The organism is Agrobacterium sp. 22-3639C2, from assembly GCF_053522105.1.
The window spans coordinates 1,418,973-1,443,106 of record NZ_JBNWDB010000001.1; the positions used below are offsets into that span (position 1 = coordinate 1,418,973).

Sequence of the window (24,134 nt, forward strand, 5' to 3'; positions counted from 1 at the left end):
ATCATGACTGAACAGACGGCGAGACTTAGGCTTCCTTATATCCTGCCCTCGCAGGCACAGAAACACGTCACCCACAACGAGGCGCTGCAGCGGCTGGACGCGATCGTCCAGCTGGTCGTCAAGGACGTGGTCGCCGCCCCGCCCGACAATGCGCCGGAGGGAGACTGCTTCCTGCTCTCGCTTGACGCCGCTGGCGACTGGGCGGGCAAGGGCGGGAAGCTTGCCTTCCGGCAGGACGGTGCATGGCTGCTGATAGCGCCGCAACCCGGCTGGACGGCATGGTTTGCCAGCGAGGGTAAACATCGCGTCCTGCGGGACAGCGCATGGCGGGACGTGCCGCTGCCTGCCGCAGCGACCCTCGAAAGGCTTGGCATTGGCACACAGGCCGATGCCACCAACCGTCTGGCGCTTGCCGCCCCCGCCAGCCTCTTCACCCACACAGAAGAGAACGGCAACCACCGCATGGCGATCAACAAGGCGGCAAAGGCCGATACTGCCTCGCTGCTGTTCCAGTCCGGCTGGAGCGGCCGGGCGGAAATGGGCCTTGCAGGCAATGACGGTTTTTCGATCAAGACCAGCGCCGACGGCATTTCCTGGCACACGGCCCTTTTGTGCAGCGGCGACGGCAGGGTCACGATGCCGAACCGGCCCGTGGTTCTGGCCAGCCTGCCTTCGGGCACGACGAGGCCGGCCAACGGCTCGGCTTCGGGGTTTTCGATGCTCTTCATCGATGAGGGTGGTTTCGTTCTCGGCGACGCGGTCGGCACAGGCGGCGGAAGGGAACTCGTCGTTCCCGTGAAAGGTCTCTATCTGGCCACCCTGTCGCTTGCTGTGGTGTCCTCATCCGGGCACCGGGTTTCGCTTGCCGTCAACGGCGCGGCTGGCGGCCTCACTGTAGCGGGCAACGCCTCCAATGCCGGCACCTCGCAGTCGACGACCCTTATCCTGCCCCTCAATGCCGGCGATCGCCTGCGGCTGGTGCATGAGGGAACCGCGGAATTTGTCCACGGCAGCGGGAAAACGTGCCTTTCGCTTGCGGCGTTGTGAGGAAAACAACCGATGGACGATAAAAAACACGATTTTTGGAAAAATTTTTTCCCGACAAAATAAGGCGACTCGAACAAATCGGGCGAAACCGTTCAAATTCTTAATAAATTGTCACGAACTGCTTAGGCAATTTTTAAAGGTACGGGGCTAAAGTTCCCGTCATATGGTCTTGAGTTTGTATAGAGTGTCCAATGACCGAAATGATACGCCCACGAGTTAAATATGTCATCGGCCCCGATGGCAGCCCTCTGACGATTGCGGATCTTCCGCCGTCAAATACCCGTCGATGGGTTATTCGCAGAAAGGCAGAGGTCGTCGCCGCCGTGCGCGGAGGACTTCTGAGCCTTGAGGAAGCCTGCGAGCGTTATACGCTCACCGTCGAAGAATTCCTGTCCTGGCAGTCGTCGATTGCCGATCATGGCCTTGCAGGCCTGCGCACGACGCGCATTCAGCAATATCGCCACTAAACCAGTGCGCCGGCGCGGCAACGCGCCCAAACCGAACTTCCAAAACGCCCCGTCGCATCGACGGGGCTTTCGGTTTGATTTTGGATTTCCCCTGAAAATTGCCAGACACAGCCGGTGACTGTCACCGGTTTGTGTCCACTGCGTTCGCTATCCCGCTGTTTCAATTCAGGCGCAGGCCGTTACAGTGGAAAAAACGAAAAGCAATGCGAAGGCAGAGATCATGGATATCAAGACAACCGAAACCGGATCGCGCGGCGAATATTCGGCAACCATCGACGGCCACAAGGCCGAGATGACCTATTCGCGCACCTCCCCTTCCCTCATCATCATCGACCATACCGGCGTGCCCGATGCACTGCGGGGCAAGGGTGTCGGCCAGGCGCTCGCCGCCCATGCCATCGATGAAGCGCGCAAGGGCGGCTGGAAAATCATTCCGCTCTGCCCCTTCTTCAAGGCTCAGACGCTACGCCACCCTGACTGGGCAGATGTTATCAAGGGGTAACTAGCCAGACGGGCTGAGGCTTGGGACAAACCTCAAGTTTGTTTTTTAGCGAAAGCGGAGCCCACACGCTCCGTCACCCCGGCCAAGAGCCGGGGTCCAGCCAGCTCAAATTCTTGAGCTTAAGGGAATCTTCCGCCGCGCAGACGCGCGTCGGTTGGATGCCGGATCAGGCCCGGCATGTCGACGGATAGGTTTCAGGCTGCCAGCAATCACGCCACCTTCAGCGGCGGTGTTCCTGCATGTATGCTCCTTCGAACTTCGGCCCGAAATTCCGGCGTATCCTCGGCGCCATGCACTGCCACGGCATGTTGAACCGCCGCTTCCATGAGCTCCTCCGGCGTATCGGCTGAGATGGCGATCGAGCATTTGCTGTCGCTCGGGAATTCGCGGCAATCGATATATTGGCGGGCCATTTGTTTCCTCCCCGCTTCTGGCCCACCCGCGTCCGCGCAGGGCGCGCGTGGGACAAGCCTCCGGCTCTTGGTCGGAACTTCACCAAATTACGCCTTTCCCCGGCCCCGGACAATCGAAAACGCAGGGATTCCCTGCATCCCTGCCGCGCAAGAAACCGACCGGGCAAGGCGCTGCGGTGCGCCAAAGCAAAAGGCCGCCAACGAGGGGCGGCCTTCCAGAAAAAAGCATGGGCATCCCGTCATTGAAAGCCGCCTCCTGATCCACCGGCAGCCGTCAATGAGGACGATCCCTATAAGATCTTGCGCCAATACCTAGGCGCGGGCGCGGATCGCTCCGTCGCGGTTTTCCAGTGCCGCCGCCTTTTCATATTCGGCCTGCACCTCTTCCAGAGAAGCCTCTGCGGCTTCCTGCTGGGTCTTCAGCTCCCGGATCGAGACCTGAAGATTGTCCGCACGCTGACGCGCGGCCTTGGCGAAGGTCGGATATGCGAAGTGGGTCGGATCGGTAATGCCGGACTTGCTCTCTTCCAGCGATATCTGATGCACCAGTTCCTTTGCCATCCGCTCAAACTCGGACATCATCTGCTGCAACTGGCTAAGTTGCCGGCGTTTTTCATTAACCTGAAATTCTTTCAGGCGAACCAGGCTGTCACGCGACTTCATACGCAATACTCCATGGATAGCGAGACCCGGATCAAAAAGGCACTATGCCCCCTCGATCGGCCCGTTTAACCCGCCCGCTCAACCGGCCCGGTTAACCCGTTGTGCCGGAATGATTCCCAAAAGTTACCCGGCGTTAATAAAAAAACGCCGCCGTTAACCTTTCGTTTACGGGCATCGTTAATGATAAACACGATCATTTAAGGGTCGGTAAATGCCAGGTCCAAAAAAACGGGCCCGACGATGTAAGAGTCGATTGAATCACTTAGCGAGATATCCTCACGTTAAGCTTCAATTTTGGCGATGGTGGATTCACGTGCAAAAACAGCGAAATGCCAACTTTGCTTAATAAATTCGATACACCTTGCCAAAGGCAATTAGAATTTGTTAACCATTTGGTGGCAGCCTGCAAATCAGGCAACGTCTGGATCCGCATCGCGCGAGGCAATGATTTACCAATCTGCGGGCGGCAAAGGGGATAATTATGCGGGTTCTACTTATTGAAGACGACAGCGCAACAGCGCAGAGCATCGAACTGATGCTAAAGTCGGAAAGTTTTAACGTCTACACGACCGACCTCGGCGAGGAAGGCGTGGACCTCGGTAAACTCTACGATTACGACATTATTCTTCTCGATCTCAACCTGCCCGACATGTCGGGTTACGAGGTCTTGAGAACCTTGCGCCTTTCCAAGGTCAAGACACCCATCCTCATCCTCTCCGGCATGGCCGGTATCGAGGACAAGGTTCGTGGTCTCGGCTTCGGCGCAGACGACTACATGACGAAGCCGTTCCACAAGGACGAGCTTGTTGCCCGTATTCACGCAATCGTCCGCCGTTCCAAGGGCCATGCGCAATCGGTCATCTCCACCGGCGAGCTGATCGTCAATCTCGATGCCAAGACGGTTGAAGTGGGCGGCCAGCGCGTTCACCTGACCGGCAAGGAATATCAGATGCTTGAGCTGCTTTCGCTGCGCAAGGGCACGACGCTGACCAAGGAAATGTTCCTGAACCACCTTTATGGCGGCATGGACGAACCGGAACTGAAGATCATCGACGTCTTCATCTGCAAGCTGCGCAAGAAGCTCGCAAATGCCGCAGGCGGCGCAAACTACATCGAAACCGTCTGGGGCCGCGGTTATGTCCTGCGCGAGCCTGATGGAGCCACGGAATTTCTCGAAACCGCCTGATCCCCTTCAGGATATGGCAGTTTTTAAAAGACCCGCTGGCGACAGCGGGTTTTTTGTTGCGATTTCATGATTGGATAGTGCCATGGACCATTCTATCCCCACCCTCAGAACGGAACGCCTGATTTTGCGCCCGCAGATCATGGCGGATTTCCCCGCCTATCGCGACTTTATGGCGTCAACCCGCTCCATCGGCGTCGGTGGACCATATGACCTGCCGTCAACCTGGGGCGTTTTTTGTCACGATCTCGCCAACTGGCATTTTTTCGGCCACGGGGCGCTGATGATCGAACTTGGCGAAACCGGGCAATGTATCGGCCAGGTCGGCATCAATCACGGCCCGCTATTTCCCGAAAAGGAACTGGGCTGGCTGCTTTATGGCGGCCAGGAAGGCCACGGTTATGCTGCGGAAGCGGCCTCTGCACTGCGCGACTGGGCATTCGAGACCCTGAAATTGCAGACGCTCGTCAGCTATATCTCGCCGCGCAACAGCAAATCAGCAGCAGTTGCACAGCGCCTCGGCGGTGTTATCGACCCATTGGCACCACGGTCTGATCCCGAAGACCTTGCCTATCGGTATCATCCGCAAAAAGTGACCTGAAGGATCGGGACGTCGCGCAACGGTTCATCGAGACGTCCCGAACACCTGTCTTAATGCATTTCTACGTTCAGGAAGCCGACAATCGCCTCCGCGATCTGCCGGTGGATGGTCAGGCGGCCCCTGCCCCCGCCGTCACGGCAGACGAAACCTTCCTCCGGTGAAAGCTCCTCGACGATTTTTTCGCCGTTTGGCTTGCATATCTGCATGAAGCTGAAATGGCTGGCATCCGGTATTTCGCGATAAACTGTGGTCGCCTTTGGCAGATTGCGGGCGATATATTCCGAATCAGCCTTGATGGCGGCAATCTCGGGCGTTTCCACACCGGCGGCCAGAACCAGAACCGGTACATCGACACGTTTCAGCGTTTCCGGCAGGAAACCGGCAGCCGGGCCAGCGTCGAGCGCAATCACCGCGCGGATGCGAGCATCGCGCAAATCCATCGAAAGGCGTGGATCGGCCTTGCCGCCGTTAACGATTCCGACCTTGGCCAGCAACCGTGGCGCCTTGCATTGCGGCAGAGCCTTCTCCGCATTGCAGTCTTTTAGCGCGAGATCCGCGCTGTAGCGGGCGCCAGTCAGCTCCATGGCGGTCCAGCCTCCGAGAGAATGGCCGATGACCGCGATGCGTGCCCTGTCTATTTTGCCAGCCAGTTGATCGTTATCGAGCAACGCCGTCAACGTTCGGCTGATGTCGCGCGGGCGTTCCCATAACGGCACGATCTCCATCGCATTCTCTTCAGTGAATGATTCGCCCGCGTGATCCGGCGCGGCCACGATATAACCCTGCTGAACAAGCTCACCGGCGATCCAGTTCAGATTGCGCCAGCTTCCGCCAAATCCGTGTGACAGCAACACCAAAGGACGGGAACCGGCCAGAAACGACGCATCAGGTTGAACCTCGAGACCATAAAAGGCAGCGTTTTCGCCCACCGTCTCAGTTTTTCCCGATGGTGCGGACGGATACCACAATGACAGGTTCAGCGTTCGCGTGCCCGAATCATCGGACAATTCCAGCTGTCTGAAACCAATCGCGTTCTCCGCCATCACGGGCGCAGCGGTGGAGAGGATGGCGATGGCGACCACAAGAAAATAGCGCATGTGAAGCTCCAAAAATTGATCTTGGATCAACCCTTGGTTCAAACCGCCACCGTCCGAGACCTCGAACAGGTTTCAGGACGCCCTGAAACGCGATTGAGACGGCACGGTGGGAATGCGCAGTACTAAACCCCCACCACCCGCTCGAAAAGCCGGATGGGATTGCCCCGGAATGTCGAATCGCGAAACAGGCGGAAGCCGAAACGGGCGGCGATGACGAGCGAGGGGGTGTTGAGTGGATCAATCATGCAGACGGTCCGCTGCGAAATTCCGCTGCGATCAAACCACCCTGTTGCCGCCGCCACCGCCTCGGTCGCGACGCCCTTGCCGTTCAGATCAGCATCGATTTTCCACATCGCTTCTGGCACGCCATCGAAATCGGTGCCGTTTCCACGGCGCATATGGGCAAAGCCCACCTCGCCGACGATACGCCCGGAGCTTGCCTCCTCCACGACAAAGGGACCGAAGCCGAAGACCGACCAATGGCCGATGAAGCGCAAAAGACGGGCAAAGGCGATTTCGGGGTCCAGCGGCGTAATCGATGTGACCCCTTCGATGGGCCGGACATCCGCGCTCCAGAACGCACAATAAAGCGCTTCATCCGTGATGGCGTGCGGCCGCAGGACGAGGCGCGCGGTTGTCAGACGTGTCATGAACCTCTTCCCCAAAAGCAAAAAAGGCCGGCGCGTCGGAAAACGCTACCCGGCCCTTTCACAAAACTACCTCTGCAACTGAACGATCACGCGGCAACCGTTTTTACGGTAAACACGATGCGATCCTCATGCACCTTGTATTCCACGGCCATATCGGCCTCCTCCGCCAGAAGCAGCGTGTAATAGGGCTGTACGGAATGGGCGTCGACCGCCTCTTCCAGCCTGCCTTCGTAGATCTCGGCGAATTTGGCCGGAATGCGCATCATCTTGCCCTTGACGGTGATTTCGAATTTCGCGTCACCCTCAGGGTCTTCCAGCACCACATCCACATTACCACCGCGCGGGATCGCGCTGTAGGACACGAGAAAGAGGTTGAGCAAAAGTTTGACACGATTTTTCGCGACGATGGCGCGTGGGCCGTTCCAGGTCACTTCGGCCTTCTTTTCGGCGGCAGCGAAATCCTTGGCGGCTTTTTCAGCCTCGCCGGTATCGATCGAAGCGCCAGCGGAGCCGGACGCGCCGAAAGCAAGGCGGGCGAACTTCAGCCGCACGGATGCGTTAAGAGCGGATGTGCGGATGAGATCCAGCGCATCGTCATCGGTGCCGCCCTCGTCCAGCAATTCGAGGCCGTTATTGATGGCGCCGACAGGAGAGATCACGTCATGGCACACACGACTGCACAGAAGAGCTGCCAGATCGGGGCCGGACAGCGTGATATTGAGTTTGCTCGTCATAAAATTCTCTCCTGCGCAAGGGAGGCGCGGACGGTGTGGAAATTGTTAAGCCATAATGACACCATATTTGGTAAACCGATTGTTAATAGGATGGTTTCAAAATGCCAAATGCCTTAACAGGCCACCCTGGAGCGCCCTGCGTCCGTTCGGACGTATAAAGGATGCTCTGGAACTTTGAATCTTCGCATGGGCCCTGCCGAAAATCGATTCGGATTTTCGGGCTGATGCACCAACGAACAGACGGACGGACATGACGATGCGCCTTACGAAAACCCGCACCATTGCACGCCTCGGACTGGGAAAGATTTTTGCGCTCCTTGCCAGCCTTTTGATGTGGGCCGCACCGGCCTCGGCCCAGAACAGCGATCAATATTCTTTTCAGGAAGTCGTGGATGCAGGCCACGGATTCTTCGGTGAAACCACCGGCGGCCTCGCCAAGGTGGTGGAACGCGCCTTCCAGCAATACGGTCTTCCGAACGGTTATATTCTGGGGCAGGAAGGTTCCGGCGCTTTCGTCGCGGGCCTTACCTATGGCGAAGGCACGCTTTATACCAAGAATGCCGGCCAGCATCCCGTCTTCTGGCAAGGCCCGTCGCTCGGCCTCGATTACGGCGGCCAAGGCACCCGCGCCATGATGCTGGTCTACAATCTGCCTTCGGTCGATTCGCTTTATCGCCGTTACGGCGGCGTCAGCGGCTCGGCCTTCATCGTCGCCGGCGTCGGCATGACCTATCTGAAAAGCAGCGATGTCACGCTGGCACCCATTCGCACCGGCATCGGCGCGCGCCTCGGCATCAATGTCGGCTACCTGAAGCTTACCCAGGAACCGACCTGGAACCCCTTCTGACGCTGAGATGGGGAGGCACTCTTGCGGCTCCCCGCGCAATTGCCTTGGCGATACCCCTCCCAACGGTTGCAATAATGGCGTAACGTGCTCTCGCGCTCCTCTTTCCGAATGCGCGCGTATCTGAGTTTCGGAGACTGTCTCGCGTGATTGAATATGCCATTCTTTTCGGATTGGGTTTTCTCACCGCAACCCTGCTGGCCTTGCTGATCGCGCCCGCGATCCATCGCCGCATCGTTGCCTATACGGAAAACCGGCTGCGCGCGACAATGCCCATCAGCCCCCAGGAAGTTCGCGCCCAGAAGGATATGGCACGCGCGCTCTATGCCGCCGAAAACGCCAAGGTTCGTCAGGAACTGGACACCGAACGGGAAAAGAACACCTCGCTCCGCCTCGCCAACGAGGCAGCATCCAGCGATGCCTATCGCCTCGGCGAGCAGAACCGCGGCCTTTTGCTGAAAATCGAGGAATTGACGCTGGAAATCGGCGAATTGCGAGGCGCACTCGACGCCAGCGAGGAACGCGCGAGCGCAATACAGGCAAACCTTCTGGAGCAGGAACAGGCCGCAAATGCGCGTGCCGGCCAGATGTCTGAGATCACCGCTCGCCTCACCAATCTGACCCGCGAGCTGGATGATTCGAAAATCCTCGCCGCCACCCGCGATCTGGAGGCCGAGCAGGCAAAACAGACCGCCTCGCGTTTCCGCAAGGAGGGCGAAACGGCGACCCGCGAATTGCAGGATGTCGCTGCCCGCAACAAGGAGGCCATGACGGCGGTTGCGCGCGAAAGCCGCAAGGTCACCCGGCTGGAAGAACAGATCGCCAGTGTCATGGCAAAAAATGCCGATCTCGACACCATGCTGACTCTGCGCAATCAGGAGGTTGCCCGCCTGAAGGAACAGCTTGCCGCAACCGGCGGCCGCGCCGACGACATGATCATTCGTCTGCCCAACCCCGCCGTACTGAACGGGGAAACCGCAAGCCAGCCGCAAAAGGCACCCGTCCTGCCCGAAATCGCGCCCGTGGTCGCGGCAGACATTCCACCGGTCTCAACCGCCATGGAACCGGCAGCGACGCCGCCGGAAGGTCTGGAGCAGGAGATCGAGGATATCCGCAATCAGGGAACGGCACTCACCGAACGCCTGCTGAATGTGCGCGGCACCGGCAACGACGAACCGATCCGTCGCGAAATCGCCCGCATCGCCGCCCAGATGATCGCGCTCACCGCAGCGCAGGAGGGCGAGAAATCGCCGATCCCGGGGCTGCTTGCGAAAGCCGCCGCCTCGACCGGCCGTGAGAGCCTTGCGAAGCGGGCGAGTGTGTTGATGGAGAAGCGGAAGGGTTGATACCTCTACGCCTTTGCGTATGCGGCTCACCCCCTTATGCCCGGCAGGGCAGAGGGGGTAAGCCCCACGCGCAAAGGGTAAACCTAAACCCGCCCTATCGCCCCCGCCATCTGATAAAGCGCCAGCCCCGAAGCCGTCCCCGCATTCAAACTGTCCAATTGCGGCGACTGCGCAATCCGGGCGGTATGGAACCGAGACAGTACCGATTGCGGCAACCCCTCGCCTTCCGTGCCGATGACCAGCGCCATGCGATCCGAACGTGGAATATCGCGAATCTCGGTCTCGCCATTCGGCGAAAGGCTCCAGATCGCAAAACCGGCCTGCGAAAGCCGCTCCAGCATCTGCACCGCACCACCGCCGCGATGATAGGGAACCGAGAGAACAGAACCGACGGACACCCGGAGCGCCTTGCGATAGAGCGGATCGCATGAAGTCTCGTCCAGAAACACCGCATCGGCATAAAAGGCCGCGGCGTTGCGGAACATCGCACCCAGATTGTCGTGGTTGGAAATGCCGCAGCCCACCAGCACCAGCGACGAGGCGGGAAGCGCTTCCGTCAACCCGTCCAGCGTAATGTCACGCACCCGGCGGCCGAGCGCCAGAATGCCGCGATGCAAGTGAAAACCGACAATGCCATCCAGCACCGGCGCTTCCGCCACATAGACCGGCACATCGGGCGGAAAATCGGCTAGGATATCCGCGACGCCGGAAAGCCGGTTCTTGAGGATGAGAATGCTTTCCGCCGCAAAGGCACCACCCGCCTTGTGGGCGGCGGCCAGCATGCGCAACACAACCGTGCCTTCCGCGATGAAACGACCCTGGCGACCGGTGAGATCACGCTCGCGAATATCGCGAAAGGCGGCAATGCGCGGATCGGCCGGGTCTTCGACCGGGATCAGAGCCCGACCGTCCAGGAGCGCATGCGCTCCCGCCGGATCAATATCCTCACTGGGCATCGACCGTCACATCGGCGAGAAACCGGCCGGCCGCGACGTTGAAGACCAGCGCCTTGCGGGTGCCGTTGGCAAGCTTGCCGTAAAACAGCATGTCACCGCCGGAATAGCTGACATTGTCGATTGTAAAGCCCTGCGGCAGGCTGGCGGTCACGGCAAGCGGTCCGTTGCCGGTGGGAACCGCCAGATTTTGCGGTACGCTCTGCGTTACAACGGTTTTCGATGGTCCTACCGCCTTGTAGACAACCGCGCCGAACACAGCCATAAGGCTGATGAACATCACGGAGCCCGACACGATCTGCAAACGGATCATCTTGCGGCGAACTTTATCCATGGCCGGATCAAGCGGCTTGTCTTCCTGTTCGTCTTGCTCGATGTGCGTCATCGGGTTCCCTAGAATGCTGATTGATCGGAAAAATAAGAATGAACGACCCCTTTAAACAAGGCGGAGACGCAAGGAAAGTCCTGATTGCCGGCGAAGACGCCGAAGGCCGCATCGATGTGTGGCTGGCGGGCGAAGTTGGCGGCGATCTGTCGCGCAGCCGCCTGAAAGCCCTGATCGAGCAGGGTGCCGTTTTATTGAACGGCACGCCGGTGACCGAGCCGAAAAAGAAGGTGCACCCGCACGACCGCGTCGAGATCGTCATGCCGGAGCCGGAAGACCCCGAACCCAAGGGCGAAGATATCCCGCTCGATGTGGAATATGAGGACGACGACCTGATCGTGCTCGTCAAACCCGCCGGTCTCGTCGTGCATCCCGGCGCCGGCAACTGGACCGGAACGCTGGTCAACGCCCTCATCTATCATTGCGGCGACAGCCTCTCCGGCATTGGCGGCGTGAAGCGCCCCGGCATCGTGCATCGGCTGGACAAGGAAACCTCCGGCGTCATGGTCGTGGCGAAAAACGACAATGCACACCGCCATCTCGCCGCGCAATTCGCCGATCACGGCCGCACCGGCCCGCTGGAACGCGCCTACAAGGCCGTCGTCTGGGGCCGACCGCGCACCCTGCGCGGCACCATTGACGCCGCACTCGGCCGCGGCGCCGACCGCACCAAACGCGCCGTCAAGCGCGAGGACACGGACGATGCCCGCGAGGCGATAACCCATTACGAGGTTATGGAACGTTTCCATGAAAAGGCGGACGCGTCCTGCCTCGCCTCGATGGTGGAGTGCCGTTTGGAAACCGGCCGCACCCACCAGATCCGCGTGCACATGGCCCATATCGGCCATCCGCTGATCGGCGACCCCGAATATGGCGCGGCCTTCCGCACCAAGGCGAACCTGCTTGAGGAACCGGCAAGAAGCACCGTCAACCGCTTTCCGCGACAGGCGCTGCATGCCTATCTCCTGGCCTTCGAACACCCCCGCACCGGCGAGGTGATGGAATTCGAAACAGACATGCCTGATGATATGGAAGAACTGCTCATCGCCCTGCGGAGCTGAAAATGCCGCACGGCGAGGTCAAAAAAACCACGCCGTGCATCTTGCCGGAAGCCACGGAAAATAAAAAGAGATTAGCGGATAGCGATATTCCCCACATGGTCTTTCTTGTAGACCGCCCCAATTCCGCTTCAATCGTCGCACCTCTTCGAACCCCGGAAAGCTTGAAATCGTCACCGCGAATGCCGTGGCCGGACCTCTGGCTTGCCGAAAGACAGACGTTGCAAGGAACGCCGTTTTATCCGCAGAGCTGAACGGAACCGGCATGACGACGGGATCTATCGCGCATGAACACCGATGAACGCCAGTTTATCTTTCAGGAATTACGAAGCGTCGAAGGCTATATCGACCCACCCGACGCGCTTGTCTTCAAGGCGCTGCTGCAGGCGCAGACAAGGGACGGCCTGAAGGGCGGCATGGCGGAGATCGGCGTCTATTATGGCCGCTCCTATTTTCTGCTGCGCAAATTCGCGCAGCCGCAGGAAAAGGTTCTGGGCGTCGACCTGTTCGAACTCGACCCACCCTCGGACGGAAGCCTCGACCAATATGACCGCCTGATGGAAAACGGCAGGCGGTTGGGTTTTGCGATGGATGAGGACTTGATCATCAAGGGCGACAGCACCCGGCTCGCACCCACCGATATTACGTCGCGGACTGGTCCCGTCAGGTTCTTCAGCATTGACGGCGGGCACCACCTGCACCATGTGCTAGCGGACGCGAAACTGGCGCTGGAGGTGATCGCCCCGCACGGCGTCATCGTCTTCGACGATACCTTCAACCCCGCATGGCCGGAAGTGACCGTTGGCGTCGCCGATTTTCTGCGCACCCACGGCCACAGCCTCGCCTGCTTCGCAATGACGAAATACAAGACCTATGTCTGCCGCCGTGAATTTCACGCTGTCTACGCGGACGCGATTGCCTCTGGCCCCGACTTGCAGACACTCGATCATGTCGAAACGGAGTTTCTTGGCTCCCGGGTCGTTCGCCTGCACAACCCCACCCGCCGGCGGGTCATGTATGAGTTGATGGTGCGCTCTGGTCTCGGTGGTTTTTCGGAACGAATTTACCGTTCGAAAGTTAAACAGGTCAAAGAAGGTGTCGCCGGGACATAACGCATGTGTGAACGCTGTGTTCGCTTGAAACTCGGCGGGTGCATACATATTTGTTACGTGGGTTCGTGCGGGGTCGGTAACGACCCGCCACTAGCGGTGTGCCTTGGGCGAGTAATCGCCAGTCGATGAGGGTGCCGTTCCAGACCATAGATAAGGGGGTGCTTTATGGCCCGCAATAGTTTGCCTACAATTACGGCCGGCGAAGCCGGTCTCAACAGATATCTCGACGAAATCCGTAAATTCCCGATGCTGGAGCCGCAGGAAGAGTACATGCTTGGCAAGCGTTACGCCGAGCATGGCGACCGCGACGCCGCTCACAAGCTCGTCACCAGCCACCTGCGCCTTGTTGCCAAGATTGCCATGGGTTACCGCGGTTACGGCCTGCCGATTGGCGAAGTCGTGTCCGAAGGCAATGTCGGCCTGATGCAGGCGGTGAAGAAGTTTGATCCGGAACGCGGTTTCCGTCTGGCCACCTACGCCATGTGGTGGATCAAGGCTTCGATCCAGGAATATATCCTGCGTTCGTGGTCGCTGGTGAAGATGGGTACGACTGCCAACCAGAAACGCCTGTTCTTCAACCTGCGCCGGCTGAAAGGCCGCATCCAGGCGATCGACGATGGCGATCTGAAGCCGGAACACGTCAAGGAAATCGCCACCAAGCTGCAGGTTTCCGAGGAAGAAGTGATCTCGATGAACCGCCGCCTGCATGGCGACGCATCGCTGAATGCGCCCATCAAGGCATCCGAAGGCGAATCCGGCCAATGGCAGGACTGGCTGGTGGACGACCATGAAAGCCAGGAAGCCGTGCTGATCGAGCAGGACGAGCTGGAAACCCGCCGCCGCATGCTGGCCAAGGCCATGGGCGTGCTGAACGATCGTGAACGCCGCATCTTCGAGGCCCGCCGCCTTGCCGAAGATCCGGTGACGCTGGAAGAACTCTCATCCGAGTTCGATATCAGCCGCGAACGCGTGCGCCAGATCGAGGTTCGCGCCTTCGAGAAGGTTCAGGAAGCCGTCCAGAAGGAAGCCCTCGAAGCCGCCCGCGCGCTGCGCGTGGTGGATGCGTAAGGCTCGGTCTTTTTAAGAGAGCGGGGCTGAACTTATCGGCTACGTCATCCTCGGGCCTGTCCCGAGGATGACTTCGGAGTAATTGGCTCGACTGCCATGCCATCTCACTCCCCTTCGTGTCCGGCGTGACGAAAGAGTGAGATTCGTTGCCAGTAAATTTCTAAGCCCGCAGATCGCGAGATCTGCGGGCTTTTTATTTGCAAGACATAAGGAAGAAATGAGGGGACCGGCTTTAGCCGATCCCCAAGATCATCACTGACCGGTCGCGGGCTTTGCAGCCGCCCATTCGCGCAGCGCCGTGTCGAAGGCGGCGATGCCGTCATTGCCCTTTTGCAAGGTCAGAAGCGCACGGCGGCCGTTGCGGTAGGAAACCGGGATGTCGATCCAGTTGCGGCTCTTCAACAGCTCCAGATTGGTCTTCATCGCATCCGGGAAGTCGTTAAGCGCGATCATGTGGAAATCGTCGGTGATTTTGGCCGGAACCGCGATCAGGGCGTTACCACGATCCTGCTCCGTGCTCTTCATCGCGATACGCTGGACGCTGTCGATCGCGCCGCCTTCGAAGCCGGGCGAAACCGAGAAGACGATCTCGATCAGATGGCTTGCCGGAAGCGAAGGATCGGTGTTGCGCTTGAAGGTGATGAGCGCGCTGAGGCCACGGCCGGGAACCGTGATCTGGCCCTGCACCGTTGCGGACGGACGACCCTCATTGTCGTTTTCCTGCTGCAAGGACCAGGAAACGCTGCCCTGAATGGCGGTCGGAACCGTCTGGCCCAGCACTTCCTCGTAGAGGAACATGCGGTCGCCCGTGGCGGCAGCGGCCGCAGCAGGCGGCTGTGCCGGCGGCGTACCAGCCGGAGTACCCGCAGCGGTATTGGCCGGAGCCTCACCTGCAGGCGGCGGCGCAACATTCTGCTCATAGACCGACTGGCCTTCCGCCGTGACGGGCTGGCCATTGGCGCCCGGCGCCGGCCCCTCGTCGCGCTCGGTTCCGTCGGCCAGAAGCCGCTGGGTGAACTTCGTGCCGGTGACGGACCCGTCATCGGCATGCGGCTGCGCCTGATGATTGGTGGGGCTTGTCGTCGGCTGCTGCCCGCTGGCAGGCGGCTGCTGAGCAGCTGGCGGTGTGGATGTCGGCGTCTGCGCCGTATTGGCTGGAGGCGTCTGGGTGCCGCCATCCTTCTGTGCCGATTGCACCAGGCCGCCGACCATGTCGTTCAGCGCATCACGGTTCAACCAGAGCGCATAACCACCACCGGCAAGAAGCCCGGCGCCCAAAAGCGCAAGTACCAGCGAGGCATAATTCCGGCGCGGCTTCTTCTTGACCATGTAAGCGGGCGTCGCGGCACCAGCACCGAGAGCGGGCATTTCGTTCGTCGTTGCCCGGCTGGAAGATGACGCGCCGTCATAACCGATCAGCTCATCCAGATCGTCCCAGGGCGTGCGCTCCTTATTGTCCTTGGAGGCACGGTCATCGAAGGGATCGTTATCGGCGCGCGGCAACGCAGGCGTGGCCTTCGGCGGGATCGCGAGATCCGTATCCTCGAAATAGGACGAGAAGTCCTCGACGACGGCAGCCTTTTTCGGGGCCGTGTCTTCGGTCTGCCGTGGTTCGGAAAAATCGTCGTGCCCGCCAAAAATCGGATCGTGATCGGCAGCAGCGCGGTAACCGGCATGCTCGTTCCCGTCGCGCCGCTCCGGCTCGAAGCTGACATCCGGGGCCTGATAGTGCTGCGCGGAATAACCGGCGACGGCGGAATGGTCGTCCCTCTCGTGGTGCACTTCGGCCTCGGCAGCCGGGCGAACATCCTCGTCCTGCGCTTCTTCGAGCTTGCGCCAGTCATCCTCGTCAACCGGCTGCGCCCAATGGGGCGGCACAGAATCATCGGCATGGGGGGCCGCCGCTTCAGGCGCGACATCATCAACGCGCTCGTCCTCCGGCTGATAGGCCGGCTCTTCATGCGCGCGGGTGAAATAAGTACCGGCTTCCTCGTGAGGACCGGCTTCATGAACCGGCGCGACACGGGCCGGTTCGGGTGCGTCGTAAAGCTCCTCCGGCTCACGCGCGCCGTAATGCTGCTCCTCATGCGGGATTAAAGCGGCGACGGGTTCCTCGGGGAGAGGCTCCTCTTCGCGGGCCGGTTCTTCATAAACCGGCTCTGGCTGGACAGGATAAACCGGCTCCGAATGTGCGGGCACAACCGGAGCAGGCTCTTCCTCCACCGGCTCGTACCGCTCGGCGGCATGAACGGCAGGCTCTGCGGCAACATCCTGCGGATGATAGGCAGCATCCGCCTCTTCCGCCACGGGGGAGAAAGCATCATCCTCCTCCAGTGCCGGCAAGGCCTCGGCATATTCACTGTCCACCTCGGCTATGGCGGCGTCCAGCTTGGCGATCTGCCGGCGCAACAATTCTTCCGGCGGACGTGGCTTCATATTCTCGAGCTGGCGCACAACCGCACTGCGCGCCTTGTCGTAAACCTTCGCCCGGTTTTCGGGAGTATTGTTCGCCAAGCCATCCACGGCCTTGCGAATGACTGCTACAAAATCCGCCATAAGCACTTTCTCGTCGTGACCGGCGACGTACCGGCCCGATATGGTTTATGAATCTAGATCGCCGAGGACATTAGTCCTCAAACGGATCAGTCACAAGTATGGTGTCGTCACGCTCCGGACTTGTCGACAGAAGCGCGACAGGCGCCCCGATCAGTTCTTCCACCTGACGGACATATTTAATTGCCTGAGCAGGCAAATCCGCCCATTTTCGGGCGCCGACGGTAGATTCTTTCCAGCCTTCCAGCGTGACATAGATCGGCTCGACACGAGCCTGCGCACCCTGGCTTGCGGGAAGATGATCGATTTCCTGCCCGTCGAGCTTGTAACCGACGCAGATTTTCAGCTCGTCCAGACCGTCGAGAACGTCAAGCTTGGTGAGCGCGATGCCGGTGATGCCGTTGGTGGCGACCGACTGGCGCACCAGCGCTGCGTCAAACCAGCCACAACGACGCTTGCGGCCGGTGACAGTGCCGAACTCATGACCCTTTTCGCCCAGGAACTGGCCGATTTCGTCATGCAGCTCGGTCGGGAAAGGACCTTCGCCAACGCGGGTCGTATAGGCCTTGGTGATGCCGAGAATATAACCCAGCGAACCCGGACCCATGCCCGAACCGGCAGCGGCCTGACCGGCAACCGTGTTGGAAGAGGTGACATAGGGGTATGTGCCGTGGTCGATATCGAGCAGCGAGCCCTGCGCGCCTTCGAACAGGATGCGCGCACCGGCGCGGCGCTTCTTGTCGAGCAGCAGCCATACGGTTTCGCTGAACGGCAGGATGCGTTCTGCAACCGAGCTCAACTCTTCCATGATGGTTTCGTGCGAAACTTCAGCAGCGCCGAAGCCGCGCCGCAGCGCATTGTGATGCGTCAGGATGCGATCGACCTTGGCGGACAGCGCCTCCATGTCGGCCAGATCCATGACGCGGATGGCGCGGCGGCCGACCTTGTCTTCGTAGGCCGGGCCGATACCGCGGCGCGTGGTGCCGATCTTGGTGCCGCTGTTGGAGGCGGCGTCTTCGCGCATGCCATCAAGTTCGCGGTGCAGGGAAAGAATGAGCGTGGCATTGTCTGCAATGCGCAGGTTTTCCGGCGTAACCTTTACGCCCTGCACTTCCAGACGGCCGATTTCAGCGATCAGCGCATGCGGATCGACCACGACGCCGTTGCCGATGACGGCGAGCTTGCCAGGACGCACGACGCCGGAAGGCAGAAGCGAAAGCTTGTAGCTGATGCCATCGATGACAAGAGTATGGCCGGCATTGTGGCCGCCCTGATACCGCACGACGACATCTGCCCGCTCGGACAGCCAGTCGACAATCTTGCCTTTGCCTTCGTCGCCCCACTGCGAGCCGACCACCACAACATTCGTCATTTCTTGCTTTCCTGCTCATGGCGCTTGCGCGCCCGATAACCCGATGGGAAACCCAAACCCGCGAATGTATACTGCGTTGTTTTACGGAAAGCGACCCTGTTTCTTATGGTGAATTTTGCTTTTTCCGTGACAAAACGTCGAATTCCGCATTATCTCGCCCCGTGGGGGGACAAGCGCGGACACAAGGCCGCTATTCACCCCTTAGCCTTTTTCCCGCCCCTTGAAGAAGCGAAACATCAGCGTGCCTTCGAAAGCCTATCTCGCCCTCATCATCGCCACGCTCTGCTGGGGTGGCAATACCGTTGCCGGAAAGCTCGCCGTCGGCCACATCAGCCCCATGGCGTTTACCTTCCTGCGCTGGGTTTTGGCCGTCGCCATCATCTTCGCCATTTCCGTGCCGCAGCTCATCAAGGACTGGCCGGTGGTGAAAAAACGCCTGCCTTACTTCTTCGTGCTCGGCAGTGTCGGTTACACCGCCTTCAACGTCTTTCTTTATACCGCGCTTCAGCACACCTCCGCCATCAATGCCGCCGTCATCCAGGCGGGCATTCCCATGGTCATATTCGTGCTGAACTTCATCCTGTTCCGCACTCGCGTGCTGTTCGGCCAGATCGCCGGTTTCTGTCTCACCATTGCCGGCGTGGCGCTTCTCGCCTCGCATGGCGATCCGGTCTCGCTGCTGCAACTGGAGATGAATGCCGGCGACGCCATCATGCTGCTGGCGGTGCTGGTCTATGCCATCTACACCGTCATCCTGCGCTGGAAACCAATCGTGGACTGGCGCACGCTGATGGCGATCCCAGCCTTTTTCGCCCTCCTCACCTCAGTCCCGCTGGTCTTTTGGGAAATCTCACGCGACAACGTCGTCTGGCCCGATCAGAAGGGTTGGGTGCTGGTGGTCTATGCCGCCATCTTCGCGTCGCTCATCGCCCAGATCCTGTACATCAAGGGCGTGGAGCAGATCGGCGCCAACCGCGCCGGCCTTTTCATCAACCTCGTCCCCGTCTTCGGCACGCTTCTCTCCGTCATCGTCCTCAGCGAAACCCTGCATCCCTACCAGATCGCGGCGCTGGTGATGGCGCTGGCCGGCATTGCCGTGGCGGAACGAAAAAAATCGCCGGCTTCCTGATCCCGTAAGGGTCTGGAAAACCGGCGCAGTCTGGCAGGCATGAAAAGTTCGGGTTAGAGCGCGGTTTCGCGCTCAACCGGAGAGAAAGCGGCGTTGCCGAGCACGATATCGCCCTTGTCTGTGGTGACAACAAGCACCTTTTCGAGCGATCCGTCATCATCAAGCAAAAAGGCAAGGCGCAGTGCTGCGGAAGACCAGCCGGCACCGGCCAGTGCCGTGCGCTTGATCGCGGCACAATCGCCACAATCATTGGCGCTTACCGAAGGCGTTGCCGGAACATCGGCTGAAAAGCCGGAGAAATAATAATCGAGTGCGCCCATGGTGGCGTTCACATCGCGGTTGACGCGCAGCAGTTCATCGCGGCGTTCGCCGGTCAGCGGCGCGGCAATCGTCGAAACGCATTGGCCGGCGGACAGAACGCAGCCATCAAAACCGCCGGGCGCCGAAATACCGATCTGTGTTACGGCGCTCTTTTCAGCTGCGGCAAAGCTGCGGGCAAAACCGGCGGCACCAGCCGCATCGGCATGAGTGGACATGGAAGCAATGGCAATTCCGCAGATGGCGGCAGCAATAATCTTCTTCAGCATTTTCATACCCCGTTTGACGATCCGCCGGCTTGTGCCGGTCTCGATTTCTGTTTTCCGCAGCGGCCCCGTCCTTGCAGGTTGTCCGCTCCTTGTCTGTGATCCCACAATGGCACAGCACTGTTTTCAGCCGCTTTAAGCCGATTGCTACAATTTTATCGGTTTTCATTTTTGTACAGGGGGCAGGCTCTCCGGAAACATAGCCCGCGCCCGTCGCCCCGAAACCGAGGCAACGCTTAGAAGCGATAAAGGGGCCGCATCGCTGCGGGAGTATCAAATGGTGTAGTAGGGTTTTGCAGACGATGCGGCCCCGGCTTCAACATGTGACCCGCCCGCCAAACCGGTTCCTGTTTGGAGGATGAGCACATGCCGGCCGCCTCAACCGTGACATCGGGAAACTCCCCGGTTTTGGCCGCCTGCCCCGCCCACCTTGCGCCGCGCGCACGCTGGATGACCGGGATGGGATAAACATAAGCGGCTTTGTGAGACCGGGGATGTGCGGGGATGCCGGCAATGCCATTTCCGGAAAAAAACGCCACTTACCCCATGGTTTTGCCGCATCCCGGACACAGGAATTTTCAGCGGGTTAACAAGCGCTTGATCGGCGGCATTTGAATTAACCTTGTCTTAAAACCCGACGTTAATGGTTAGCAATTTAAGAATAGCGGAACGAAAGGGTTCCGCGATGCGTGGCGTGTTTGCCGTTGTTTTACTGATGACTGTTCTGGCCGGTTGCGCAACCGCACCGTCGCAGGTCACCAATGCCTGTGCGATTTTCGAGCAGCGGAACGGCCTCTTCAACAATTGGCGACGTGACGCGAGGGCAGCCGAACGGGAGTTCGGCGTGCCGGTGCCGGTGATGATGGCAACGATCTACACCGAATCTGCCTTCCGCCCCTATGCCCGCCCGCCGCGCACCAAACTCTTCGGCTTCATTCCCTGGACGCGCCAGTCCACCGCTTACGGTTATGCCCAGGCGCTGGACGGTACATGGGAAGTCTACAAGCGCGAAACCGGCCGCTGGTCGGCCAGCCGCACGGATTTCACAGACGCGATCCATTTCGTCGGCTGGTATCACGCCAAGAGCCGCCGCGAAAACGGCATTGCGCTGAACGATCCCTATAACCTCTACCTCGCTTATTATTCCGGCCATGCCGGTTACGCCAAAGGAAGCTGGCGCAACAATTCCGCCGTCCAGAAAGCCGCCCGCCGCTCCGCCAACATGGCGCTGCGTTACGAGGCGCAGTTGCAGCAATGTGGATATCGCTAAGGCGGGGGTAGCAGGATCGTTCTGCCTGGCTGCGATGCGGAAAGGCGGATCACCTACCCTCACCGTCACCCCGGACTAGATCCGGCATGCCGGTGAGGAAGGAGGCCGGGCAGAAAGCTACCCTCCATAAGGCGCCAGAAACTCCCGCACCGCCTCGATCTCGTTCGAACGGATTTCATGCCCGCCTGGATGCCACACCGTTTTCACCGTGCCGCCCTGCGCTTCAAGGCTCTTTTCCAGCGCCTTCGTCAGCGGCACCGGGCAGATGGGATCGCGTTCTCCGGCCGTGATCAGCACCCGGCGCGAGGATTTGGCCGCAGCCGCCTGCGGCTCGAACGGGATGAGCGGATGCATCAGCACGGCGGCATCAAAAAGCTCCGGCTGTTCGATCAGCACATTTGCGAGAATATTCGCGCCGTTGGAAAAACCGAGACCGATAACCGGACCAGCCTGATAGTGCTCCCGGTTGGCTTTGACGAAATCCGCCAGCTTGGCTGTTGCCCGCTCTAGATCGGCCATGTCGTAAACGCCCTCACCCGTGCGCCGGAAAAACCGCGCAGCGCCATGTTCGGCGACATCGCCGAGCGGCGAGACAATCGTGGCATTCGGCAACAGGCCCGAGCCGAAATCGAAGAACTGGTTTTCATCACCGCCGGTGCCGTGCAGCACGACGAAAAGCGGTGCACCCGCAACGCCGGCACGGGATTTGTGGAAATATGTGTCTTTGGTCATTGGATAATCCTTTCTGAAAGGAGAAATTCAGCGATACCGAACTCACTCTGCCGCAAGGCATTGGGCATCACATGTCGAGCGAAAGGTTTCAGCGTGTCGTCTTCTCCCCGGACGGGGAGAAGAAAAGAGTGGCTAACGTTTCGCCAAAGGATGGCCAGGTCCGATAGGGTTAAACCGCCTTCTCGTCACCCAGCGGCTCCAGCTGCTTTTCCAGCTGGGCGCGCAGATGCGCGTGCTGGGTCGGCAGCTTCAGCGCCTCGCCGAGATGCGCCGTGTCCTCGTCGCGGTCGAAACCGGGCTCGTTGGTGGCCACTTCGAACAGCACGCCGCCGGGCGTGCGGAAATAGATCGCCCAGAAATAATCGCGGTCGATCACCGGGGTCACCTGATAGCCCGTATCCATCAGCGCCTTGCGGACTTCGAGCTGCTTTTCGCGGTTTTCGACCGCAAAGGCGATGTGGTGCACCGAACCCGCGCCGAGGCGCGCGCCGGAGATGTTCGGCATGGTTTCGATGTCGATGACATCAGCACCGTTGCCGCCGGGCATGCCGAGACGCAGCACGCCATCCTGGCGGTCCACTTCCTCATACCCCATGAACTTCAAAAGCTCGGCGGTTGCCCCTTCGTCACGAAGGCGCAAGGAGGCGCCCTGAAAACCGTGGATCGCCTGATCCGCACTGACCCCATTGCCGGTCCACTGCGAGCGGGCATCATCCTTGATCTCGACCAGTGCGAAACCATCACCATCGGGACCTGCAAAATGCAGGCGCTTGTTGCCGAATGCCTCGTCAGCCTTCAGACCGTCCACGCCCGCCTTGGAAAGACGATCCTGCCAGTAGCCGAGCGAGCCTTCCGGGACGGAAAACAGCGTTGTGCCCACTTCGCCGGTGCCGGGACGACCACGGGCAATGTGCGGGAACGGAAAATAGGTCATGACGGAGCCGGGCGTGCCGACCTCATCGCCATAATAGAGATGGTAGACATCCGGCGCATCGAAATTGACCGTCTTCTTCACCCGGCGCAGGCCGAGCGTATCGGTGAAAAAGCCGTTGTTCTGGCGCGCACTACCGGCCATGGAGGTGACGTGGTGCAGGCCCTTGATCTGGTTCAACATGAAAAACCCCTTTTCGCCCTGGCGGCCCGTCAATCGGGCCAGCCGTGTTCATGGCGTGAAGATGGGGTAAGAAGTGCTGCGGGCATAGACCGGCAACAGGAACGGATTGTTCCCGATTGGTGAACGATAAAACCGACTGTTCAACCCAGTCGATAGAGGCATGCCTCAATGATCGTCGGCGAGGCCCATGCTCCAGTAACCGACGGCGCGCAGCGATGCCTTGGGGAAGGCGATCTCATCAGTGAGGAAGGATTTCGCCGCCCTCGCTTCGGACTTCTCGCAGGCAACGAAAACATGCAGGCCGTCATGCTCGCCCGTCCAGGCATGGCCGCGCAACGCCTGTTCGATAAGGCCCGATGTGCCGGCGGGCTTGCCGCGCCGATAAAGCCATGTCCATTCGACATTGGCTGCGCAGACGATCTCCTGCCGTTCCGCCTCGTTGTCGATCTCGGCATAGACGCTGAGCGTCTTGCCAACAGGCATTTCCGCCGCCATGCGCAGCATCACCGGCAGCGCGGTCTCGTCGCCGGCAAAGACGTAACGCTCCGCTTCCGGGCAAGTGCCGCTCGGACCGATGATGCCGAGAACGTCGCCCGGCTTTGCCGTCGCACCGAAATTTGCGCCCGGCATGTCATCGCCCTCATGCATGACGAAATCGATATCCACCTCACCGCGGCCGACATCGCCGGAGCGGATGGTATAGACGCGCCGCGTCAGAAGATCGTCGCCCGCCGGCCAGACGATCGCGCCGGTGGGCGCGAGGTAAGGCCAGACCGCAGCGCGCGCCTGATCGGGAACGAGCAGCAGACGAACATGCATGCCGCCGGTGACAAGCCTTTCAATACCGCTTTCGACGGACACCACGAGACGGCGCATATGCGGCGTCAGATTATAGGCGCGGGCAACCTTGCCGACGAAGAGATTGGGTAGCTCGCGCTGATAGGCGCCGTGTCCGCTCCAACGGAAATCGAGTCCCGTCTTGCCGGAAAACTCAACGATATGCTCAGCCACCATGGCCTTGACCGACGTCAATATATGTTCCGAAACGCAGCTTACCCGGGCGGCGAACCGGCCACCTTCGGCGCTGAAGCTGCCATGGCCATATTCCGCCTTGAAACGCACCGTCGTCCCTTCCCGCTCCATCTCCATATGCTCCGAAAAATGATCCTCGAAAGCATCGACGATCGATGCGGGATCGGGCAGCGAGACAGAGGTTTCTGCAGACAGGAGAGACACGGGCACAAATCCTTCACTTTG

At 59.9% G+C, this 24,134-nt stretch carries 26 protein-coding genes; 13 read left to right on the top strand and 13 right to left on the bottom strand.

What is annotated here, in order from left to right; translation table 11 throughout:
* Positions 1–3: 3 nt before the first annotated feature.
* From ACQZ6D_RS07115 to ACQZ6D_RS07125, 3 genes are all read left to right on the top strand, one after another.
* Positions 4–1,047, top strand: coding sequence for a DUF2793 domain-containing protein (locus tag ACQZ6D_RS07115; protein WP_065702613.1), 1,044 nt, complete (start codon positions 4–6; stop codon positions 1,045–1,047).
* 191 nt (positions 1,048–1,238) lie between these two features.
* Entirely contained in the window at positions 1,239–1,514 is a 276-nt protein-coding gene (gene sciP, locus ACQZ6D_RS07120; protein ID WP_003513963.1) for a CtrA inhibitor SciP, read from the top strand.
* Positions 1,515–1,734: 220 nt separating this feature from the next.
* A complete protein-coding gene (locus tag ACQZ6D_RS07125; protein WP_003513965.1) occupies positions 1,735–2,016 on the top strand; it encodes a GNAT family N-acetyltransferase in 282 nt (93 codons plus the stop codon).
* 209 nt (positions 2,017–2,225) lie between these two features.
* On the opposite strand, the gene ACQZ6D_RS07130 is transcribed toward ACQZ6D_RS07125, so the two are convergent.
* Positions 2,226–2,429, bottom strand: coding sequence for a DUF1059 domain-containing protein (locus ACQZ6D_RS07130; protein WP_003513967.1), 204 nt, complete (start codon positions 2,427–2,429; stop codon positions 2,226–2,228).
* 312 nt (positions 2,430–2,741) lie between these two features.
* A complete protein-coding gene (locus tag ACQZ6D_RS07135; RefSeq protein ID WP_013636730.1) occupies positions 2,742–3,092 on the bottom strand; it encodes a flagellar export protein FliJ in 351 nt (116 codons plus the stop codon).
* Positions 3,093–3,573: 481 nt separating this feature from the next.
* On the opposite strand from ACQZ6D_RS07135, the gene ctrA reads away from it, so the two are divergent.
* Positions 3,574–4,278: a response regulator transcription factor CtrA gene (ctrA, locus tag ACQZ6D_RS07140; protein WP_003491823.1), complete on the top strand. Its 705-nt coding sequence runs from the start codon at positions 3,574–3,576 to the stop codon at positions 4,276–4,278.
* Between the two features lie 82 nt (positions 4,279–4,360).
* Positions 4,361–4,876, top strand: coding sequence for a GNAT family N-acetyltransferase (locus ACQZ6D_RS07145; protein WP_065702612.1), 516 nt, complete (start codon positions 4,361–4,363; stop codon positions 4,874–4,876).
* A gap of 50 nt (positions 4,877–4,926) precedes the next feature.
* On the opposite strand, the gene ACQZ6D_RS07150 is transcribed toward ACQZ6D_RS07145, so the two are convergent.
* From ACQZ6D_RS07150 to chpT, 3 genes are all read right to left on the bottom strand, one after another.
* Positions 4,927–5,973 carry an alpha/beta hydrolase family protein gene (locus tag ACQZ6D_RS07150; RefSeq protein WP_065702611.1) on the bottom strand — a complete coding sequence of 349 codons (1,047 nt, stop codon included), beginning with the start codon at positions 5,971–5,973 and terminating at the stop codon, positions 4,927–4,929.
* Between the two features lie 122 nt (positions 5,974–6,095).
* The gene (locus tag ACQZ6D_RS07155) at positions 6,096–6,623 is read right to left on the bottom strand and encodes a GNAT family N-acetyltransferase (RefSeq protein WP_013636733.1); all 528 of its coding nucleotides are present in this window, start codon (positions 6,621–6,623) and stop codon (positions 6,096–6,098) included.
* Positions 6,624–6,709: 86 nt separating this feature from the next.
* Positions 6,710–7,357: a histidine phosphotransferase ChpT gene (gene chpT / locus ACQZ6D_RS07160; RefSeq protein ID WP_065702610.1), complete on the bottom strand. Its 648-nt coding sequence runs from the start codon at positions 7,355–7,357 to the stop codon at positions 6,710–6,712.
* Between the two features lie 250 nt (positions 7,358–7,607).
* Here chpT and ACQZ6D_RS07165 point away from each other — a divergent pair, with 250 nt between their 5' ends.
* Together ACQZ6D_RS07165 and ACQZ6D_RS07170 are read left to right on the top strand one after the other, a co-directional pair.
* On the top strand, positions 7,608–8,204 hold the full coding sequence (locus ACQZ6D_RS07165; protein WP_003513975.1) for a DUF1134 domain-containing protein: 597 nt from the start codon (positions 7,608–7,610) through the stop codon (positions 8,202–8,204).
* A gap of 143 nt (positions 8,205–8,347) precedes the next feature.
* Positions 8,348–9,547, top strand: coding sequence for a coiled-coil domain-containing protein (locus tag ACQZ6D_RS07170; protein ID WP_111784153.1), 1,200 nt, complete (start codon positions 8,348–8,350; stop codon positions 9,545–9,547).
* Positions 9,548–9,630: 83 nt separating this feature from the next.
* Here the strand turns inward: ACQZ6D_RS07170 and ACQZ6D_RS07175 are convergent, their stop codons facing one another.
* Both ACQZ6D_RS07175 and ACQZ6D_RS07180 read right to left on the bottom strand, forming a co-directional pair.
* Positions 9,631–10,503 (bottom strand): TrmH family RNA methyltransferase, encoded by an 873-nt coding sequence (locus tag ACQZ6D_RS07175; protein WP_448729745.1) that lies wholly within the window; start codon positions 10,501–10,503, stop codon positions 9,631–9,633.
* On the bottom strand, positions 10,493–10,885 hold the full coding sequence (locus ACQZ6D_RS07180) for a hypothetical protein (protein WP_003513978.1): 393 nt from the start codon (positions 10,883–10,885) through the stop codon (positions 10,493–10,495). The genes ACQZ6D_RS07175 and ACQZ6D_RS07180 overlap by 11 nt, the downstream gene beginning before the upstream one ends.
* Positions 10,886–10,923: 38 nt before the next feature.
* On the opposite strand from ACQZ6D_RS07180, the gene ACQZ6D_RS07185 reads away from it, so the two are divergent.
* From ACQZ6D_RS07185 to rpoH, 4 genes are all read left to right on the top strand, one after another.
* Entirely contained in the window at positions 10,924–11,946 is a 1,023-nt protein-coding gene (locus ACQZ6D_RS07185; protein ID WP_003513979.1) for an RluA family pseudouridine synthase, read from the top strand.
* A 2-nt stretch (positions 11,947–11,948) separates the two neighbouring features.
* The gene (locus ACQZ6D_RS07190) at positions 11,949–12,197 is read left to right on the top strand and encodes a hypothetical protein (protein WP_003513980.1); all 249 of its coding nucleotides are present in this window, start codon (positions 11,949–11,951) and stop codon (positions 12,195–12,197) included.
* A 33-nt stretch (positions 12,198–12,230) separates the two neighbouring features.
* Positions 12,231–13,055 (top strand): class I SAM-dependent methyltransferase, encoded by an 825-nt coding sequence (locus ACQZ6D_RS07195; protein WP_013636738.1) that lies wholly within the window; start codon positions 12,231–12,233, stop codon positions 13,053–13,055.
* Positions 13,056–13,220: 165 nt separating this feature from the next.
* A complete protein-coding gene (rpoH, locus tag ACQZ6D_RS07200; protein WP_003491840.1) occupies positions 13,221–14,123 on the top strand; it encodes an RNA polymerase sigma factor RpoH in 903 nt (300 codons plus the stop codon).
* 252 nt (positions 14,124–14,375) lie between these two features.
* Here the strand turns inward: rpoH and ACQZ6D_RS07205 are convergent, their stop codons facing one another.
* Positions 14,376–16,679, bottom strand: coding sequence for a hypothetical protein (locus ACQZ6D_RS07205; RefSeq protein ID WP_065702606.1), 2,304 nt, complete (start codon positions 16,677–16,679; stop codon positions 14,376–14,378).
* A 70-nt stretch (positions 16,680–16,749) separates the two neighbouring features.
* Positions 16,750–18,048, bottom strand: coding sequence for an adenylosuccinate synthase (locus ACQZ6D_RS07210; protein ID WP_003513983.1), 1,299 nt, complete (start codon positions 18,046–18,048; stop codon positions 16,750–16,752).
* A 241-nt stretch (positions 18,049–18,289) separates the two neighbouring features.
* Here ACQZ6D_RS07210 and ACQZ6D_RS07215 point away from each other — a divergent pair, with 241 nt between their 5' ends.
* Complete coding sequence (locus tag ACQZ6D_RS07215; RefSeq protein WP_026330752.1) at positions 18,290–19,177, top strand: DMT family transporter; 888 nt, start codon at positions 18,290–18,292, stop codon at positions 19,175–19,177.
* A 53-nt stretch (positions 19,178–19,230) separates the two neighbouring features.
* Here the strand turns inward: ACQZ6D_RS07215 and ACQZ6D_RS07220 are convergent, their stop codons facing one another.
* Complete coding sequence (locus ACQZ6D_RS07220) at positions 19,231–19,764, bottom strand: transglutaminase-like cysteine peptidase (protein ID WP_065702636.1); 534 nt, start codon at positions 19,762–19,764, stop codon at positions 19,231–19,233.
* A gap of 682 nt (positions 19,765–20,446) precedes the next feature.
* Between ACQZ6D_RS07220 and ACQZ6D_RS07225 the strand changes: the two genes are divergently transcribed.
* Entirely contained in the window at positions 20,447–21,031 is a 585-nt protein-coding gene (locus tag ACQZ6D_RS07225) for a transglycosylase SLT domain-containing protein (RefSeq protein WP_013636743.1), read from the top strand.
* Between the two features lie 117 nt (positions 21,032–21,148).
* Here the strand turns inward: ACQZ6D_RS07225 and ACQZ6D_RS07230 are convergent, their stop codons facing one another.
* The 3 genes from ACQZ6D_RS07230 to ACQZ6D_RS07240 form a co-directional block, all read right to left on the bottom strand.
* On the bottom strand, positions 21,149–21,763 hold the full coding sequence (locus ACQZ6D_RS07230; RefSeq protein WP_065658661.1) for an alpha/beta hydrolase: 615 nt from the start codon (positions 21,761–21,763) through the stop codon (positions 21,149–21,151).
* Between the two features lie 169 nt (positions 21,764–21,932).
* Entirely contained in the window at positions 21,933–22,877 is a 945-nt protein-coding gene (locus ACQZ6D_RS07235) for a VOC family protein (RefSeq protein WP_003513996.1), read from the bottom strand.
* 165 nt (positions 22,878–23,042) lie between these two features.
* The gene (locus ACQZ6D_RS07240) at positions 23,043–24,119 is read right to left on the bottom strand and encodes a siderophore-interacting protein (protein WP_065662147.1); all 1,077 of its coding nucleotides are present in this window, start codon (positions 24,117–24,119) and stop codon (positions 23,043–23,045) included.
* Positions 24,120–24,134: the final 15 nt, after the last annotated feature.

Excerpts from the sequence above, each read along its gene's own strand:
- ACQZ6D_RS07115 (WP_065702613.1), top strand. The coding sequence starts at position 4 with ATGACTGAACAGACGGCGAGACTTAGGCTTCCTTATATCCTGCCCTCG.
- sciP (WP_003513963.1), top strand. The coding sequence starts at position 1,239 with ATGACCGAAATGATACGCCCACGAGTTAAATATGTCATCGGCCCCGAT.
- ACQZ6D_RS07125 (WP_003513965.1), top strand. The coding sequence starts at position 1,735 with ATGGATATCAAGACAACCGAAACCGGATCGCGCGGCGAATATTCGGCA.
- ACQZ6D_RS07130 (WP_003513967.1), bottom strand. The coding sequence starts at position 2,429 with ATGGCCCGCCAATATATCGATTGCCGCGAATTCCCGAGCGACAGCAAA.
- ACQZ6D_RS07135 (WP_013636730.1), bottom strand. The coding sequence starts at position 3,092 with ATGAAGTCGCGTGACAGCCTGGTTCGCCTGAAAGAATTTCAGGTTAAT.
- ctrA (WP_003491823.1), top strand. The coding sequence starts at position 3,574 with ATGCGGGTTCTACTTATTGAAGACGACAGCGCAACAGCGCAGAGCATC.
- ACQZ6D_RS07145 (WP_065702612.1), top strand. The coding sequence starts at position 4,361 with ATGGACCATTCTATCCCCACCCTCAGAACGGAACGCCTGATTTTGCGC.
- ACQZ6D_RS07150 (WP_065702611.1), bottom strand. The coding sequence starts at position 5,973 with ATGCGCTATTTTCTTGTGGTCGCCATCGCCATCCTCTCCACCGCTGCG.
- ACQZ6D_RS07155 (WP_013636733.1), bottom strand. The coding sequence starts at position 6,623 with ATGACACGTCTGACAACCGCGCGCCTCGTCCTGCGGCCGCACGCCATC.
- chpT (WP_065702610.1), bottom strand. The coding sequence starts at position 7,357 with ATGACGAGCAAACTCAATATCACGCTGTCCGGCCCCGATCTGGCAGCT.
- ACQZ6D_RS07165 (WP_003513975.1), top strand. The coding sequence starts at position 7,608 with ATGACGATGCGCCTTACGAAAACCCGCACCATTGCACGCCTCGGACTG.
- ACQZ6D_RS07175 (WP_448729745.1), bottom strand. The coding sequence starts at position 10,503 with ATGCCCAGTGAGGATATTGATCCGGCGGGAGCGCATGCGCTCCTGGAC.
- ACQZ6D_RS07180 (WP_003513978.1), bottom strand. The coding sequence starts at position 10,885 with ATGACGCACATCGAGCAAGACGAACAGGAAGACAAGCCGCTTGATCCG.
- ACQZ6D_RS07185 (WP_003513979.1), top strand. The coding sequence starts at position 10,924 with ATGAACGACCCCTTTAAACAAGGCGGAGACGCAAGGAAAGTCCTGATT.
- ACQZ6D_RS07190 (WP_003513980.1), top strand. The coding sequence starts at position 11,949 with ATGCCGCACGGCGAGGTCAAAAAAACCACGCCGTGCATCTTGCCGGAA.
- ACQZ6D_RS07195 (WP_013636738.1), top strand. The coding sequence starts at position 12,231 with ATGAACACCGATGAACGCCAGTTTATCTTTCAGGAATTACGAAGCGTC.
- rpoH (WP_003491840.1), top strand. The coding sequence starts at position 13,221 with ATGGCCCGCAATAGTTTGCCTACAATTACGGCCGGCGAAGCCGGTCTC.
- ACQZ6D_RS07205 (WP_065702606.1), bottom strand. The coding sequence starts at position 16,679 with ATGGCGGATTTTGTAGCAGTCATTCGCAAGGCCGTGGATGGCTTGGCG.
- ACQZ6D_RS07210 (WP_003513983.1), bottom strand. The coding sequence starts at position 18,048 with ATGACGAATGTTGTGGTGGTCGGCTCGCAGTGGGGCGACGAAGGCAAA.
- ACQZ6D_RS07220 (WP_065702636.1), bottom strand. The coding sequence starts at position 19,764 with ATGCTGAAGAAGATTATTGCTGCCGCCATCTGCGGAATTGCCATTGCT.
- ACQZ6D_RS07225 (WP_013636743.1), top strand. The coding sequence starts at position 20,447 with ATGCGTGGCGTGTTTGCCGTTGTTTTACTGATGACTGTTCTGGCCGGT.
- ACQZ6D_RS07230 (WP_065658661.1), bottom strand. The coding sequence starts at position 21,763 with ATGACCAAAGACACATATTTCCACAAATCCCGTGCCGGCGTTGCGGGT.
- ACQZ6D_RS07235 (WP_003513996.1), bottom strand. The coding sequence starts at position 22,877 with ATGTTGAACCAGATCAAGGGCCTGCACCACGTCACCTCCATGGCCGGT.